This window comes from Nocardioides sp. B129/18 (genome assembly GCF_055282735.1).
In genome coordinates this window covers 204,076-219,846 of sequence record NZ_JBUZJI010000004.1, presented here as the reverse complement: position 1 = coordinate 219,846, position 15,771 = coordinate 204,076, and the positions used below count along the sequence as shown (strand labels likewise).

The following is a 15,771-nucleotide window of genomic DNA, read 5'->3' as shown; positions in this document are numbered from 1 at the left end:
CCACCGATCGGGGCCGCGGTGGGCGGCCGGCGAGCTAGGCATGCCCTGCAGCCCGAGCCCCCGGCGTCGTGCTGGTGGGCGGCGGTCCGGGCGACCCCGACCTCATCACCGTCGCCGGACGCCGCGCGCTGATGGAGGCCGACGTCGTCGTCGCCGACCGGCTCGCGCCGCGCGAGCTCCTCGGCGAGCTGCCGGCCGACGTCGAGCTCGTCGACGTGGCCAAGCTGCCGCGCGGTCGCTCGGCCAGCCAGGAGGAGATCAACCGGGTCATCGTCGAGAAGGCCCGCGAGGGCAAGGTCGTCGCCCGGTTCAAGGGCGGCGACAGCTTCGTCTTCGGGCGCGGCTACGAGGAGATCATCGCCTGCCGGGCCGAGGGCATCCCCGTCACCGTGATCCCCGGCGTCACCAGCCCGGTGGCGGTGCCCGGCGTCACCGGCCTGCCGGTCACCCACCGCGGAGTCGCCCACGAGTTCACCGTCATCTCCGGGCACCTGCCCCCGGGCCACCCGGAGTCGCTGACCCGCTGGGACGCCGTGGCCGGCCTGCGCGGCACGCTCGTGCTGATGATGGCGGTCGAGAACGCGCCGCGCATCGCCGAGGAGCTGCTGGCCGGCGGTCGTCCTGGACGCACTCCGGTCGCCGTCGTCTGCGACGGCACGATGCCGGGGGAGCGCACCGTCCTGGCGACGCTGGAGACCCTCGCCGAGGTGCTGGAGGCCGAGCAGGTGCGCCCGCCGGCGATCATCGTCGTCGGCGAGGTCGTCGCGGTCGCCCATCCCGACCGGTTCGCCTGACGCCGTGGCCCACCTGGTCCACGTCGACGACGCCGCCGACCCGCGCCTCGCGGACTACCGCGACCTGCGCGACGTCCAGCTGCGCCGCCACCTCGAGGTGGCGCACGGGCTGTTCCTGGCCGAGGGGGAGAAGGTCGTGCGCCGAGCGGTGCTCGCCGGGCACCGTCCCCGGTCCTTCCTCATGGCCCCGCGCTGGCTCGACGGGCTGGCCGACGTCCTCGATCTCGCGCCGGACGTGCCGTGCTTCGTCGTCGAGGAGGACCTCGCCGAGCAGGTCACCGGCTTCCACGTGCACCGGGGCGCCCTCGCCTCGCTCGAGCGCCGCCCGCTGCCGAGCCTCGACGACGTCCTCGCCGCCCTGCCGGCGCGGGTCGCGGTGCTCGAGGGCATCGTCGACCACGCCAACGTCGGCGCGCTGGCCCGCAACGCCGCGGCCCTCGGCGTGGGCGCGATGCTGCTCGACCCGCGCTGCGCCGACCCGCTGTACCGCCGGGCCGTGAAGGTCTCGATGGGCGCCACCCTCCAGCTGCCCTGGACGCGTCTCGACCCGTTCGTCGCCGGCCTGGAGGACCTGCGCTCCCGCGGCTACGTGGTGGCCGGCATGAGCCTCTCGCCGGAGTCCGTCGCCATCGACGACCTGGCCGCGGACCTGCCCGACCGGCTGGCGCTGGTCTTCGGCACCGAGGGCCACGGGCTCACCGAGCGCACCCGTCGCCTCCTCGACCTCGAGGTCGTGATCCCGATGGCGGCGGGCATCGACTCCCTCAACGTCGCGGCGAGCTCGGCGGTCGCGTTCCACGCCCTGCGCCCGGGGCGCGGCCAGCCCTAGACCCCGGCGGTCTCGGAGGATCCGGCTCGGGAATCTCGCAGTCTCCGCTCACGGCACGCTCAGAGGCCTCTCAGTCACGGCGCCTAGGCTCATCTCATCGACAGGCCGACGGGAGCACGACCCGGACGCCGACTCGCCGGACGTCGCCACAGCGTTCGCCGAACGACGAGGCCCGCAGGTCCCCCGTGAGGGGAGGGACCTGCGGGCCTCTTTCGTGTGCTGAGGGCGTCGGGCAGGACGCCGATCAGGAGGCGGGCCAGGACGCCGGGTACTCGGCCGCGAGCCGGTCGTGCTCCTTCTGGAGCCGCTTGCGCTTCTTGGCCGCGAGCCGGTCGCCGAACACGGTGCCGGCGGTGTGGTCGGTCTCGTGCTGCAGGCACCGGGCGAGGAGGCCGTCGCCGGAGAACTCGACCTCGGCGCCGTCGAGGCCGTGGCCCCGGACGGAGGCCACGTCGGGCCGGGCGCACTCGACGAAGGCGCCGGGGAAGGAGAGGCAGCCCTCCTCGGAGTCGTCGAGCCGACGGTCCTTGCCCTCGGGCAGCGTCAGCTCGGGGTTGCAGACGACACCGGCGGTGCGACGACCGCTCGCGTCGGGGCAGTCGAAGACGAAGACCGCGCGGTCGACGCCGATCTGGCACGCGGCCAGCCCCACGCCGTCGGCGGCGTACATCGTGGCGACCATGTCGGCCACGAGCGCGCGCAGCTCGTCGTCGAAGGTGGTCACGCGCTCCTGCGGCCGGTGCATCACCGGGGTGCCCCAGCGGGTGATGGGTCGCACCGTCCCGCCCTCGGGCAGCGGGCCGTGGGGGGTGTGCTCGGGCGGGTCGGTGGGCAGCGACATGGCGGGGATCCTACGGACCCCGCCCGGAGGGATCGCAGTCCCGTGCGGTCGGCGCGCGGCCGGGCTGTGACCTGCCGCACGAACACAGGTGTAGTCGCGCGTGTAACTCTGAGTTACAGTTCTGTCCATGAGCCTTTCCAAGAGCCTTCCGAAGCTGCCGAAGGGCTGGGGACCCGGCGGCAGGCACGGACTCTCCAGCACGGAGTCCCGCGACCCCATCGGCTACGCCGTCGCCGCCCTCAACAAGCTGGCGCAGAGCGACGTCCTCGACCGCGTCGGCCTGCGCAAGCAGACCGAGCAGGTCGTCTTCACCGTCACCCGCAACGGCTTCAAGACCGCCACGGCGGCCGGTCGCCAGTTCGCGAAGGTCGGCTCCAGCAGCAAGCCCGGCGTCCGGGTCGACTCCGCGCCGAAGACCGGCCAGTTCGACCTCACGCCCACCGAGGACGAGCAGATGCTCGTCGACGTCGTGAGCGAGTACGCCGCCGAGGTGCTCTACCCGGCCGCCTCCGAGGCCAACGAGGCCTGCGCCGCCCCCGAGGAGCTCCTCAAGGCGAGCCTGGAGATCGGCCTGCCGATCCTGGGCGTGCCGGAGGAGCTCGGCGGCATCGCCGAGCAGCGCTCCGCGGTCGCCGGGACCCTCGTCGCCGAGGCGCTCGCCAAGGGCGACATGGGCCTGGCGCTGGCCGTCCTCGCGCCCGGTGCCGTCGCCACCGCGCTCGGCCTGTGGGGCACCGAGGCCCAGCAGAAGACCTACCTGCCCGCGTTCGCCGGCGACGACGTCCCCGCCGCCGCCCTCGCGCTCACCGAGCCCACCGTCCTCTTCGACGTGCTGAGCCCGGCCACCACCGCCACCCGCTCCGGCGAGGGCTACGTGCTCAACGGCCTGAAGTCGGCCGTCGTCCGCGGCGCCGAGGCCGAGCTGTTCGTCGTCGGCGCCCAGCTCGACGGCAAGCCCGTCCTCTTCCTCGTCGAGTCCTCCGCCGAGGGCCTGCAGATCGAGGCCGACCCGTCGATGGGCCTGCGCGCCGCCTCCCTGACGCGCCTCACGCTCACCGACGTCACCGTGCCGGCCGACGCCGTGCTCGGCGAGATCGACGGCTCCACCTACACCGAGTGCGTGCGGCTCTCCCGCCTCGGGTGGTGCGCCCTCGCGGTCGGCACCGGCCAGGCCGTGCTCGACTTCGTCACTCCTTACGTCAAGGAGCGCCAGGCCTTCGGCGAGCCGATCGCGCACCGCCAGTCGGTGGCGTTCATGGTCGCCAACATCGCCATCGAGCTCCAGGCGATGCGCCTGCTCACCTACAAGGCCGCCGGACGCGCGGCGGCCGGCCAGGACTTCGCCCGCGAGGTCGCCCTGGCCCGCAAGGCATGCGCCGACAAGGGCATGCAGATCGGCCTCGACGGCGTCCAGCTGCTCGGTGGCCACGGCTTCACCAAGGAGTACCCCGTCGAGCGCTGGTACCGCGACCTGCGGGCCATCGGAGTCATGGAAGGGAGCGTGCTGGTCTGATGGCCATCCACCTCGAGGACCCCAAGAAGTTCCGCCCGCTGCGCGACCAGGCCCACCAGGTCGCCATGAACATGCTCCGCCCCATCTCGCGCAAGTACGACCTCTCCGAGCACGAGTACCCCAAGGAGCTCGACATGCTCGCCGCGATGATCGACGGGCTCTCCGAGTCCGGCGCGGGCGAGGGTGCGGGCGCCGCCGGCGTGCGTCGTGACGACAAGGGCGAGCCGGCCGGCAACAAGAACGGCTCCAACCTCGCCTCGGTGATGTCGATCGCCGAGATGTGCTGGGGCGACGTCGGCCTGCTGCTCTCCATGCCCCGCCAGGGCCTGGGCAACTCCGCGATCGCCTCCGTGGCCGACGAGGAGCAGCTCAAGCGCTTCGAGGGCACGTGGGCCGCGATGGCGATCACCGAGCCGGCCGTCGGCTCGGACTCCGCCAACATCTCCACCACCGCCGTCCTCGACGGCGACGAGTACGTCCTCAACGGCGAGAAGATCTACGTCACCTCCGGTGACCGGGCCGACTCCGTCGTCGTGTGGGCCACCCTCGACAAGTCCCTGGGGCGTGCGGCGATCAAGTCGTTCGTCGTGCAGAAGGGCACGCCCGGCATGCGCGTCGAGCGGCTCGAGCACAAGCTCGGCATCAAGGCCTCCGACACCGCGGTCATCATCTTCGACGACTGCCGCGTGCCGAAGGAGAACCTGCTCGGCTCGCCGGACATCGACGTCAAGCAGGGCTTCGCCGGCGCCATGGCGACCTTCGACAACACCCGGCCGCTGGTGGCCTCGATGGCCGTCGGCTGCGCCCGCGCCGCCCTCGACCTCACCCGCGACCTGCTCGAGCAGGCCGGCGTCACGATCGACTACGACCGTCCCGCCTACAACCAGTCGGCCGCCGCTGCGAAGTACCTGCAGATGGAGTCGGACTGGGAGGGCGCCCGGCTGCTGATGATGCAGGCGGCGTGGATGGCCGACAACCGCCAGCCCAACTCGCTGGAGGCCTCCATGGCCAAGGCCAAGGCCGGCCGCGTGGGCTCCGACATCACGCTCTCGTGCGTCGAGCTCGCCGGTGGCCTCGGCTACTCCGAGACCGAGCTGCTGGAGAAGTGGTCGCGCGACTCCAAGATCCTCGACATCTTCGAGGGCACCCAGCAGATCCAGCAGCTCATCGTGGCGCGCCGGATCCTCGGTCTCTCCAGCGCCGAGCTGAAGTGAGCGCCTGACCCAGCACGTCCCAGCACCATCGTCGACGGCCCGTCCCTCTCGGGGGCGGGCCGTCGTCGTTCGGCTCGGGCCATGGGCGCGGGTTGACGGTTCGGCCACGCCGGCGCGCGATCGGCACTAGCGTCGCCTGCGACCCACCCTCTCGGAATCGAGGTCTCGTGCTCCGCTCGCCGCGTCCCGCCATGCTCCTGCTCCCGGCCGCCGCGCTGCTCCTCGCAGCCACCGGCTCCGCGCCGGCGCTGAGCGCCCCGACGTCGTCACGCGGAGCCGATCCGTCCACGCGGCTCATCGACGCCGACTGCGGCCCGCTCGGCCACCTGATCGGACGCGTGCATCGAGACACCCCGGCGAAGGCCACGCTGTACCTGACCCTGCGCGGCGGCCCGCCGGGACATCGACTGACCTACCGGGTCACGCAGCCGGGTCGCGAGGGCTACGTCGAGTGGTATCCGCAGCTCGACGAGCAGGGCGACAGCACCGAGGACGTCATCGTCGGTCTCTCCGCATCGAGCGACGACCCGTCGTTCCGCGGCGTCCTCGACGATGGCGGGGCGACCTGCGACGCAGCCTCGGGTGCCATCCCTCTCCGCGCAGGGCCACCGCGGGTCCATCGAGCCAAGCGCTGCTCGCACGGTGGCGTCATCCGCACGACGGTGCAGAACTTCTCCGATGGCTCGCGCCGCGTGAGCGCGCGGATCGACGACGGAGCTCCCGGTGACCGGCTCACGGTCTCGTTCGCCATCAAGCGCTCGCAGGCGGACTCCGAGCCGAGCGTCCGGACGGCCGTCGTCACGCTCGACGACCATGGGCACGGCGACCTCGGCGCCCGGCGGGTTCGCGCCGCCCAGCGCTACGCCGAGTACCGCATCATCGCCGCGTCCGATCGCACGCGCTGCGCGCTGGGCAAGGATCTCTAGGCGGGACCACCGAGCCGCGGCGCTGCCGTCTCAGAGCGCGTGCGCGCCCGCGGACGCGATCGCCCTCAGGTGCTGGGGCGCGCCGAAGCCCTCCGCGGCGAAGCGCGCGTCGATCGCGGCGGCGACCTCGTCGATCCTGTCGGCCGGCACGAGTGCGACGCTCGAGCCGCCGAAGCCGCCGCCGGTCATCCGGGCGCCGGCCGCGCCGGCGGCCAGCGCCGCCTCCAAGGCGGCGTCGAGCTCGGGGCAGGAGATCTCGAAGTCGTCGCGCATCGAGACGTGCGACTCGACCATGAGCGTGCCGAGCGCGTCGGGGTCGTGCCCCTCGAGGGCCGCGACGGCGTCCTCGACCCGCTCGATCTCGGTGACGACGTGCCGGGCCCGGCGACGCACCCGCTCGTCCTCGAGCGCGGTGACGCCCTCGAGCGTCGCCGCGCGCAGCGACGCGACGCCGAGGGCGGCCGCGGCGGCCTCGCAGTCGGCGCGACGCGTGGCGTAGCCGCCGTCGACGAGCGCGTGGCTCACGCGGGTGTCGGTGACCAGCCAGGCCCACGCCGCGCCAGGCAGTCGCACCGGTCGCGCGGAGTCGTCGTCGAAGTCGATGAGCAGGGCGGCGTCGGCGACGCCGAGCATGGAGATCGTCTGGTCCATGCCGCCGGTGGGGGCCCCGACGACCTCGGTCTCGGCGCGGATCGCGGCGGCCGCGAGGGTGCGTCGGGCCTCGGCGTCGAGGCTCTCGCCCTCGGCGAGCCACAGGGCCGTCGCGACCGCGCACTCCAGGGCGGCCGAGCTCGAGAGTCCCGCGCCGAGGGGCACCGTGGAGTCGACGAGGACGTCGAACCCGGTGCTGCGTCCCAGGGCCCAGGCCGCGCCGGCCGCGTACCCGACCCAGCCGGGTCGGTCCGCGCCGGGCTCGAGATCGGTCAGGCGGCCGACCCACGTCTCGTCGACGCCCGTGCTCGCGGCCCGCACGACGTCGTCGGAGCGACGACGCACCACGGCGACGGCGGCGTGGGGGAGCGCCAGCGGCAGGACGAGCCCCCGGTTGTAGTCGGTGTGCTCGCCGATGAGGTTGACCCGGCCCGGAGCGCGGGCGCCCGACTCGGCCTCGGCGCCGAAGCGGCGGGCGAAGTCGGTGCGCAGGAGCGAGGCGGTGCGGACGGGATCGCCGGCGGTGAGGAAGGCCACGGCGCAGAGCCTAGGGCCGCGGGTCAGCCCCGGGAGGACCGGGCGGTGCGCCCGCGCACGATGCCGATGAGGTCCTGCACGCGCGGGTCGTCGTCGCGCTCGATGAGCCAGGCGAGGCCGATGCGGGTCGGGTCGAGGTCGGCGACCGGCCGCTGCACGACGTCCTTGCGTCCGTGGAGGCGCGCGACCGACATCGGGAGGACCACGACGCCGGTGCCGGCGGCCACGGTCTCGACGGCGTCCTTGGCCGACATCTCCGGCCAGGCGAGCTGCTCGGCGGAGGGGCGCCATGAGGAGGCGTGGCCGGCGTCGAGCGGACGCACGAGCTGCTCGTCGTCAAGATCGGCGAGGGTGACCTCGTCGTCGGCCGCGGCGATCAGGTGCTCGCGCCCGGCGACGACCACCGGATGCTCCTCGTAGAGCGGGATGCAGTGGACGCCGTCGCGGTCGACGGGCAGCCGCACCAGGGCCATCGCGACCTCGCCGTCGCGCAGGGCCCGGTCCTGATCGGCGGTGGCGAGCAGGACGAGCTCGAGGGCGTCGGTGCGACGCTCGCGCCAGATGCGCGCCCACTTGTCCGGGGTGGCCCCCTCGACGAAGCCGAGTCGGAAGCTCATGCGGTCGATCACACCTCTCTACGGCCAAGTCCGCCCGCGGCGGTCCCGGAGACCCCTAGTATCCGGCCAGGCCGCGCCCCCGGGCCACTCCCTCCCTCGCTCCACCCCCCGCCGCCCCAGGAGTCACCCCCGTGACCTCATCCCCACGCCTCCCCAGCGCCGACCGACACCTCGTCGAGCGGTTCTCCTACGGCGTGACGCCCGCGCTCGCCCAGCAGGTGCGCGCGGCCGGCTCGGCCTCGCGCTGGCTCGATCGGCAGCTCTCCGGCGCCGCCTCCGACGGCACGGCCGCCGCGCTCGTGCCGGCCTGGTTCGCCGCGCTCGGCAATCCGCCCCCGCTCGCCCAGCGGCTCAACCAGAGCGGAGCGCGGCCGGCCTTCCAGGTCGACACCGAGGTGATCGCCCGCACCATCGCGCGCCGGATCCTCAGCGAGCGCCAGGTGCGCGAGCGGATGGTCGACGCGCTGTCGAACCTGCTCTACATCCCGGCGCTGGGCGGTCGGACCTTCGCCTGGCGCGCCCACTTCGACGACCAGGTCGTGCGCGCGAACGTCCTCGGCTCCTACCGCACGATGCTGCGGGCCGCGACCGTCCACCCGGCGATGCTGACGTTCCTCGACGGCGACCAGAACGCGCGCGGGGCGATCAACGAGAACCATGCCCGCGAGCTGCTCGAGCTGCACACCGTCGGGCGCGCCACCTACGTCGAGCGCGATGTGAAGGACCTCGCCCGCCTGCTCACCGGCTTCACCGTCGACCCCGCCACCACCGGGTACGTCGCCGGCTACGACCCCGCCCGGCACCAGACCGGACGGGTGCGCATCGTCGGCTGGACGCACGCGAACTCCTCCGCGGACGGGCGTCCGGCCGTGCGCGCGCTGCTCGACCATCTCGCGCGCCACCCGGCCACGGCCCGACGGGTCGCGACGCGCCTGTGCCAGCGCTTCGTCGCCGACAGCCCGGACCACGCGATCGTCGACGCCGTGGCCCGGACCTACCGGCGCACCGACGGCGACCTGCGCGCGTGCGTGCGCACGCTCGTCGCCCATCCGTCCTTCCGGGCCTCACGCGACGCCCTGCGCCTGACGCCTGCCGACGACGTCGTCCGGGCGGCGCGGGTGCTCGGGCTGCGCCCGATCGGAGCCCAGCCCGGCGCGTTCGTGCACCGACTGGTCGAGCTGGGGTGGTCGATGGGGCAGATGAGCTACCGGTGGCCGGCGCCCGACGGCTGGCCCGAGACCAGCGGCCGCTACCTCGGGGCGTCGCGGATGCTCCAGGGCTGGGAGGCGCACTACCTGCTCGCCGGCCTGGCCAGCGACGGCTCCAAGGCCGTGCTCGCCCCGGACAAGGCCGATCAGCTGCCCGCGACCTGGCCGCAGACGCTGGCGTCCCTGACCCGCCAGCAGTCCGAGCTGCTGCTCGGCCGGCGCGCGGGGGACCGGCTGGTCACGGCGGTCGGCCAGGCGCTGCGGCTCTCGCCCCAGCACTCCTTCGCCTCGGCGGCCGCCGTCGACGACGACACCTACCACCTGCTGCGCGGCACCGTGCTCAACGACCCGTCAGGACTGCTGCGATGACCGACCTCACGAGCCGGCCGAGCGACGCCGGGAGCTGCGCCTGCGACGACGGCACCCGCGCCGCACTGGACCGTCGCCGGCTCCTCCAGGGCGCCGCCGGCGCGATGGCCTTCGCCGGCGGCGGCGTGCTCGCCGACGCGGTGATGACCCCGACCTACGGTGCGACCTCCGATGGCCGCGTGCTGGTGGTGCTCTCCCAGCGCGGCGGCTCCGACGGGCTGAGCATCGTCGTGCCGCACGCGGAGAAGGCCTACTACGCGGCGCGGCCCGGCATCGCGGTGGCGCGCTCGCGTCTGCTGGTGCCCAACGCGACCTTCGGGCTCCACCCCGCGCTGCGGCCGGTGCTGCCGCTGTGGAAGGACGGCCGCATGGCGGCGCTGCACGCCGTCGGCCTCCACGCGCCCAACCGGTCGCACTTCGACGCGCTGCTCGAGGTCGAGGACGCCGACCCCCGGGGCCGCAGTCGCAGCGGCTGGCTCAACCGCCTGGTGTCCGGACTCTCCTCGCCGGCGGGGGCCATGGAGGGCGTCCAGATGGGCTCCACGCTGCTGCCCGCGTCGCTGCGGGGCGCGGCCGACACGCTGGCGATGGAGGACCCGTCGTCGCTCGTGACGCCCTTCGCCGGCAGCGCCCGGGGAGCGGCGGTCAGCTCGGCCCTCCGCACGCTCCACGGCTCGTCGGCCGGCCTCGCCAGCGGGCCGTCCGCCGCCGGACGCGAGGCCCTCGCGGCCGTCGCGCGCGGGGCGACGGTGCGCACGACCTACGAGCGCGGCGTGCGCCGTGGGGTCCGCTACCCCGCCAGCCCGCTGGGCCAGGCGCTGCGTGCCTCCTCGGCGATGATCCGCAGCGGCGTGGGCGTGCGGGCCATCACCGTCGACTCCGGCGACTGGGACCACCACCGCGAGCTCTCCGGCCGGCTCGAGCGCAGCCTCGGCGATCTCGCCTCCTCGGTCGCGGCCTTCTTCGCCGACCTCGGACCGGACGCCGCGCGAGTCACCCTCGTGACGCTGAGCGAGTTCGGACGACGGGTGCAGCAGAACGGCGCCGGCGGGCTGGACCACGGCTACGGCAACGCCGTGCTCGTCTTCGGGGCCGGGGTGCGCGGCGGCTACCACGCCCGCTGGCCGGGGCTGGACGCCGACGAGCGCGTCGCGGGGGACCTCGCCGTCACCACCGACTACCGCCACGTGCTCGCCGAGATCGTCGATCGGCGCTTCCCGGAGGTCGACCGCTCCCGCGTCTTCCCCGATGCGGGACGCCTGAGGCCCCTGGGGTTCATGAGGTGAGGGCCCCCGATGCGGTGATTCCGGCCGTGCTTTGGTACGGTTCCACCGCACTCGTCCGGGTGGCGGAATTGGCAGACGCGCTAGCTTGAGGTGCTAGTGCCCTTATTGGGCATGGGGGTTCAAGTCCCCCCTCGGACACAGATCAGAAGGGCGGTCCTGCGGGGCCGCCCTTCTGCGTTCCCGGGGTCGCGCGCCCAGGAGCCGAGCAGGTGAGCCAGTGCTGCCTTGCTTGGGCGGATCCTCCGGGGGTGTCAGGCTCGGAGACGGGCGTCACGACGACCGCGTCGCGGCCCCGCTTCTCTCGGGATGGAGGTGTCCGGCGTGTCTTCTCTTGAATCATTCAAGAAAGTGCGGCAGGCTCGCGCCATGGCCGCTCCCGATCACGCACGCACGCTCCGTGAGGCGTCGCTGCGGGTGACGCGTCCCCGGCTGGCCGTCCTCGAGGCGGTCCACCAGCACCCGCACGCCGACACCGAGACGCTCATCGGCGCCGTCCGCGACGACATCGGCGAGGTGTCGCACCAGGCCGTCTACGACGTCCTGCGGGCGCTCACCGACGCCGGACTCGTCCGCCGCATCCAGCCGGCCGGATCCACGGCCCGCTACGAGTCGCGCATCGGCGACAACCACCACCACCTGGTCTGCCGCTCCTGCGGCGCCGTCGTCGACGTCGACTGCGCCGTCGGCGCGGCCCCCTGCCTCGACCCCTCCGAGGACCACGGCTTCGTCATCGACGAGGCCGAGGTCGTGTTCTGGGGCCTGTGCCCCTCCTGCTCCACCCGCTCCACCAGCCAGAGCACCACCCCCACCGCGTGACCGTCCGGTCACGCCTGCGAAGTCCGGGAAGGAAGTCATGACCGAGAACCACGAGACCCGCGTCGCCGACATGAACGAGAGCGAGAGCGAGGCGAAGTGCCCCGTCGTCCACGGCACCGAGCGCGCCCCGTACCCGACCCAGGGCGGCGGCAACCGCGGCTGGTGGCCCGAGCGCCTCAACCTCAAGATCCTCGCGAAGAACCCCGTCGTCGCGAACCCGCTCGGCGGTGACTTCGACTACGGCCAGGCCTTCGAGAGCCTCGACCTCGCCGAGGTGAAGAAGGACATCGCCCACGTCCTCACCGACTCCCAGGAGTGGTGGCCGGCCGACTTCGGCCACTACGGCCCGTTCATGATCCGCATGGCGTGGCACGCTGCGGGCACCTACCGCGTCCAGGACGGACGCGGCGGCGCCGGCGCCGGCCAGCAGCGCTTCGCCCCGCTCAACTCCTGGCCCGACAACGGCAACCTCGACAAGGCCCGCCGTCTGCTGTGGCCGGTGAAGAAGAAGTACGGCCAGAACCTCTCCTGGGCCGACCTCATCGTCCTCACGGGCAACGTCGCGCTCGAGGAGATGGGCTTCTCGACCTTCGGCTTCGCCGGCGGCCGTGCCGACGTCTGGGAGCCCGACGAGGACGTCTACTGGGGCCCGGAGACCGAGTGGCTCGGCGACGAGCGCTACACCGGCGACCGCGAGCTGGAGAACCCGCTCGCCGCCGTCCAGATGGGTCTGATCTACGTCAACCCCGAGGGCCCCAACGGCCAGCCCGACCCGCTCGCCGCGGCCCGCGACATCCGCGAGACCTTCCGCCGGATGGCGATGAACGACGAGGAGACCGTCGCCCTGGTCGCCGGCGGCCACACCTTCGGCAAGACCCACGGTGCCGCCGACCCCGACCAGTACGTCGGTGACGAGCCCGAGGGCGCGGGCCTGGAGGAGGCCGGCTTCGGCTGGAAGAACTCCTTCGGCACCGGCGTCGGCGCCGACGCCATCACCAGCGGCCTCGAGGTCACCTGGACCACCAAGCCGACCCAGTGGACCAACGACTACTTCACCCACCTTTTCGAGTACGAGTGGGAGCTCACCAAGAGCCCCGCCGGCGCGTGGCAGTGGACGCCGAAGGACGGCGCGGGCGCCGAGACCGTCCCGCACGCCCACGACGCGTCGAAGAAGATCGCCCCGAGCATGCTGACCACCGACGTCGCGCTGCGCGTCGACCCGGTCTACGAGGAGATCTCCCGCCGCTTCTGGGAGAACCCCGACCAGTTCGCCGACGCCTTCGCCCGCGCCTGGTTCAAGCTCACCCATCGCGACATGGGCCCGATCCAGCGCTACCTCGGTCCCGAGGTGCCCTCGGAGACCCTGCTGTGGCAGGACCCCGTCCCGGCCGTCGACCACGAGCTCGTCGACGACGCCGACATCGCCACCCTCAAGCAGGCGGCGCTCGACTCCGGCCTCTCGGTCGGCCAGCTCGTCAAGACCGCCTGGGCCGCCACGTCGTCCTTCCGCGGCAGCGACAAGCGCGGCGGCGCCAACGGCGGCCGCATCCGCCTGCAGCCGCAGGCCGGCTGGACCGTCAACGACCCCGACGAGCTCGCCGGCGCCATCCGCGTCCTCGAGACCGTGCAGGAGACCTTCAACGCCGGCCGCACCGACGGCAAGCGCGTCTCCTTCGCCGACGTCGTCGTCATCGCCGGTGCCGCGGGCATCGAGAAGGCCGCGCGCGAGGCCGGCGTCGACATCACCGTCCCGGTGACCCCGGGCCGCACCGACGCCACCCAGGAGCAGACCGACGTCGAGTCGTTCTCCTGGCTCGAGCCCCGCGCCGACGGCTTCCGCAACTGGGAGGGCAAGGGCCTGCGCCTGGGCGCGGAGTTCCAGCTCGTCGACAAGGCGAACCTGCTCACCCTCAGCGCGCCCGAGATGATCGTGCTCGTCGGCGGTCTGCGGGTGCTCGGCGCGAACGCCGGCGGCTCCACCCACGGCGTGCTCACCGACCGCGTCGGCGTGCTGTCCAACGACTTCTTCGTCAACCTGCTCGACATGGGCACGGTGTGGACGGCGACGTCGGAGGACTCCAGCACCTTCGAGGGCAAGGACCGCGCCACCGGCGAGGCCCGCTGGACCGGCACCCGCGCCGACCTGGTGTTCGCCTCGAACTCCGAGCTGCGCGCGCTCGCCGAGGTCTACGCCTCCGACGACGCCCAGGAGAAGTTCGTCCGCGACTTCGTCGCCGCCTGGACCAAGGTCTCCGACCTGGACCGGTTCGACGTGCGCTGACGCCGTCTGACGGCACCTGACGACAGGCCCCGGGGGAGGACTCCCCGGGGCCTGTCGCCGTCTCACCCCACCGGGGCCCACCCTCGGGCCCGCGGTCGGCAGACTCAGGGCATGACCTCACGCCCCGATGCCGCCAGCGAGCTGCTGGCCCTGCACCGCGCCCCCGAGCTGCTCACCGTCGTCAACGTCTGGGACGCCATCAGCGCCACCGTCGTCGCCGACATCCCGGGCACGAAGGCCCTCGCCACCGCCAGCCACTCCATCGCCGCCTCCCGCGGCTACGAGGACGGCGAGAACATCCCGCTCGACGAGATGCTGGAGGAGGTGCGCCGCATCGTCGCCCAGACGCAGCTGCCCGTCACCGCCGACCTCGAGGGCGGGTACGGCGACGCCGCCGAGACCGTGCGTCGCGCCATCGGCCTGGGCGTCGTCGGCGCCAACATCGAGGACCAGCTCAAGCCGCTGGCCGAGGCGGCCCGCCAGGTCGAGGCGATCATGAAGGCCGCCGAGGCCGAGGGCGTCCCGGACTTCGTGCTCAACGCCCGCACCGACGCCTTCCCGCGTCAGGCCGAGAACCCGCTCGAGGAGGCCGTCACCCGCGGCAAGGCGTTCCTCGAGGCCGGCGCCCCCGTGGTCTTCGTGCCCGGCCGCCTCGACGAGGAGCAGGTCACGACCCTCGTCGACGCCTACGGTCCCCAGCGCCTCACGGTCATCGGCATCCCCGGCATCCCATCGCTGGCCCGCCTGCAGGAGCTCGGCGTCGCGCGGGTCTCCTACGGTCCGATGTCGCAGAACGTCGCCCTCACGGCGCTGGCGGAGCTGGTCGAGGCCGTGCACGACGGCGGGGGAGTCCCCTCGTCGATGCGCATCCTGAACTAGGGCCGTCCGGGCCGCCTCACCAGCGGGGCAGCAGCCGCTCGCGCAGGATCCCCAGGAGGAAGGCGACGTCGGCGACGCTGCCGGCCAGCGCCGCCGGGCGATCACGCCATCGCACCGGGCGGCCGATCACGGTGGCGCCCCACCGGAGCCACGACCGCACGGTCCGTGGGCCCGGTGCGGGCGCCCCGTGGTCGGCGAAGGCGCGCCAGATGCGCACCGTGCCCCGTCCGTAGCGGTGGTGCTGCTCGCACCAGTCGCGCCAGCGCGATCGCGGCACCCAGTCGACGCCGGGCTCGGTGTAGCGGACGGTCGCTCCCTGCTCGAGCTGGGCCCGCCAGGAGAGCTCCACGTCGCCGCCCGATCGCACGGCGGGGAATCCGCCCAGGGCGTCGAACAGGGCGGACGGGAGGGCGAGGTTCGCGCCCACGGCGTAGGGCAGGAACATCGCGCGCTCGAGGTTGGAGCGGTCGAAGATCGGACGTCGACCCGCACAGCGGGCGACCGCGGTGCGTCCCTGGAGGATGCTCACCGCCCCTGCGACGAGGACGCCCGGCTCGGCCGCGTCGCGGACCGCCTGCAGCCACCCCTCCCGGGGACGGCACCGACCGTCCACGAACGCGAGGACGGTGGGCTGCGGGCCGTCGCCCGCGAGCGCGGCGCCCCGGTTGCGCGCGACGTACGGCCCGGCCGGCTCCTCGAGACGCAGCACCGTGATCCGCTGGTCGCCGACGTCGGCCGGCAGCCTGATCGGCGCCGGGGAGGCGTCGTCGACCACCACCACGGAGTCCTCCGGTCCGAGCTGATCGAGCACGAGGCGCAGCGCCGGGACGACGTCCTCCGCACGCCCGCGGACCGGGAGCACGATGCGGACGGCTGAGCCCGCGGAGGGCGACGGCGGCGGGGCGGAGGGCATGGGCGTCCTGACGTGAGGGGGCACCAGCCTAGGAGCCGCCCCACCCTTTCGGTTGTTCGTGACGGGGGGTGGGACGGGCATGAGTCCTCATGGCTCT

14 protein-coding genes and 1 tRNA gene are annotated in these 15,771 nt (G+C 73.6%); 11 read left to right on the top strand and 4 right to left on the bottom strand.

Annotated features, from left to right (window positions below):
* The first annotated feature begins 74 nt into the window (after positions 1–74).
* Positions 75–794 carry a uroporphyrinogen-III C-methyltransferase gene (gene cobA / locus ACZDWJ_RS04970; RefSeq protein WP_463519810.1) on the top strand — a complete coding sequence of 240 codons (720 nt, stop codon included), beginning with the start codon at positions 75–77 and terminating at the stop codon, positions 792–794.
* 4 nt (positions 795–798) lie between these two features.
* The gene (locus ACZDWJ_RS04965) at positions 799–1,623 is read left to right on the top strand and encodes a TrmH family RNA methyltransferase (protein ID WP_463519809.1); all 825 of its coding nucleotides are present in this window, start codon (positions 799–801) and stop codon (positions 1,621–1,623) included.
* A 244-nt stretch (positions 1,624–1,867) separates the two neighbouring features.
* On the opposite strand, the gene def is transcribed toward ACZDWJ_RS04965, so the two are convergent.
* Positions 1,868–2,464, bottom strand: a complete 597-nt coding sequence (gene def, locus ACZDWJ_RS04960) for a peptide deformylase (protein WP_463519808.1) — start codon at positions 2,462–2,464, stop codon at positions 1,868–1,870.
* Positions 2,465–2,591: 127 nt separating this feature from the next.
* On the opposite strand from def, the gene ACZDWJ_RS04955 reads away from it, so the two are divergent.
* The 3 genes from ACZDWJ_RS04955 to ACZDWJ_RS04945 all read left to right on the top strand — a co-directional run bounded on the left by ACZDWJ_RS04955 (position 2,592) and on the right by ACZDWJ_RS04945 (position 6,117).
* Positions 2,592–3,977, top strand: coding sequence for an acyl-CoA dehydrogenase family protein (locus ACZDWJ_RS04955; protein WP_463519807.1), 1,386 nt, complete (start codon positions 2,592–2,594; stop codon positions 3,975–3,977).
* Positions 3,977–5,191, top strand: a complete 1,215-nt coding sequence (locus tag ACZDWJ_RS04950) for an acyl-CoA dehydrogenase family protein (RefSeq protein WP_463519806.1) — start codon at positions 3,977–3,979, stop codon at positions 5,189–5,191. Before ACZDWJ_RS04955 ends, ACZDWJ_RS04950 begins: the two co-directional genes overlap by 1 nt.
* 191 nt (positions 5,192–5,382) lie before the next feature.
* Positions 5,383–6,117, top strand: a complete 735-nt coding sequence (locus ACZDWJ_RS04945; protein WP_463519805.1) for a hypothetical protein — start codon at positions 5,383–5,385, stop codon at positions 6,115–6,117.
* A gap of 30 nt (positions 6,118–6,147) precedes the next feature.
* Here the strand turns inward: ACZDWJ_RS04945 and galK are convergent, their stop codons facing one another.
* Both galK and ACZDWJ_RS04935 read right to left on the bottom strand, forming a co-directional pair.
* Positions 6,148–7,305 carry a galactokinase gene (gene galK, locus ACZDWJ_RS04940; RefSeq protein ID WP_463519804.1) on the bottom strand — a complete coding sequence of 386 codons (1,158 nt, stop codon included), beginning with the start codon at positions 7,303–7,305 and terminating at the stop codon, positions 6,148–6,150.
* Between the two features lie 23 nt (positions 7,306–7,328).
* Positions 7,329–7,922 (bottom strand): LysR substrate-binding domain-containing protein, encoded by a 594-nt coding sequence (locus ACZDWJ_RS04935; protein WP_463519803.1) that lies wholly within the window; start codon positions 7,920–7,922, stop codon positions 7,329–7,331.
* 131 nt (positions 7,923–8,053) lie between these two features.
* Between ACZDWJ_RS04935 and ACZDWJ_RS04930 the strand changes: the two genes are divergently transcribed.
* The 6 genes from ACZDWJ_RS04930 to ACZDWJ_RS04905 all read left to right on the top strand — a co-directional run bounded on the left by ACZDWJ_RS04930 (position 8,054) and on the right by ACZDWJ_RS04905 (position 14,761).
* On the top strand, positions 8,054–9,499 hold the full coding sequence (locus ACZDWJ_RS04930) for a DUF1800 domain-containing protein (RefSeq protein WP_463519802.1): 1,446 nt from the start codon (positions 8,054–8,056) through the stop codon (positions 9,497–9,499).
* Positions 9,496–10,785 carry a DUF1501 domain-containing protein gene (locus tag ACZDWJ_RS04925; RefSeq protein WP_463519801.1) on the top strand — a complete coding sequence of 430 codons (1,290 nt, stop codon included), beginning with the start codon at positions 9,496–9,498 and terminating at the stop codon, positions 10,783–10,785. Before ACZDWJ_RS04930 ends, ACZDWJ_RS04925 begins: the two co-directional genes overlap by 4 nt.
* Before the next feature lie 53 nt (positions 10,786–10,838).
* Positions 10,839–10,923 (top strand) — tRNA-Leu (locus tag ACZDWJ_RS04920).
* A gap of 228 nt (positions 10,924–11,151) precedes the next feature.
* Positions 11,152–11,601 carry a Fur family transcriptional regulator gene (locus ACZDWJ_RS04915; RefSeq protein ID WP_463519800.1) on the top strand — a complete coding sequence of 150 codons (450 nt, stop codon included), beginning with the start codon at positions 11,152–11,154 and terminating at the stop codon, positions 11,599–11,601.
* 37 nt (positions 11,602–11,638) lie between these two features.
* The gene (katG, locus tag ACZDWJ_RS04910) at positions 11,639–13,882 is read left to right on the top strand and encodes a catalase/peroxidase HPI (RefSeq protein WP_463519799.1); all 2,244 of its coding nucleotides are present in this window, start codon (positions 11,639–11,641) and stop codon (positions 13,880–13,882) included.
* A 111-nt stretch (positions 13,883–13,993) separates the two neighbouring features.
* Positions 13,994–14,761 (top strand): isocitrate lyase/PEP mutase family protein, encoded by a 768-nt coding sequence (locus ACZDWJ_RS04905; RefSeq protein WP_463519798.1) that lies wholly within the window; start codon positions 13,994–13,996, stop codon positions 14,759–14,761.
* A gap of 16 nt (positions 14,762–14,777) precedes the next feature.
* Here the strand turns inward: ACZDWJ_RS04905 and ACZDWJ_RS04900 are convergent, their stop codons facing one another.
* Positions 14,778–15,674: a glycosyltransferase family 2 protein gene (locus ACZDWJ_RS04900; protein ID WP_463519797.1), complete on the bottom strand. Its 897-nt coding sequence runs from the start codon at positions 15,672–15,674 to the stop codon at positions 14,778–14,780.
* Positions 15,675–15,771 lie beyond the last annotated feature (97 nt).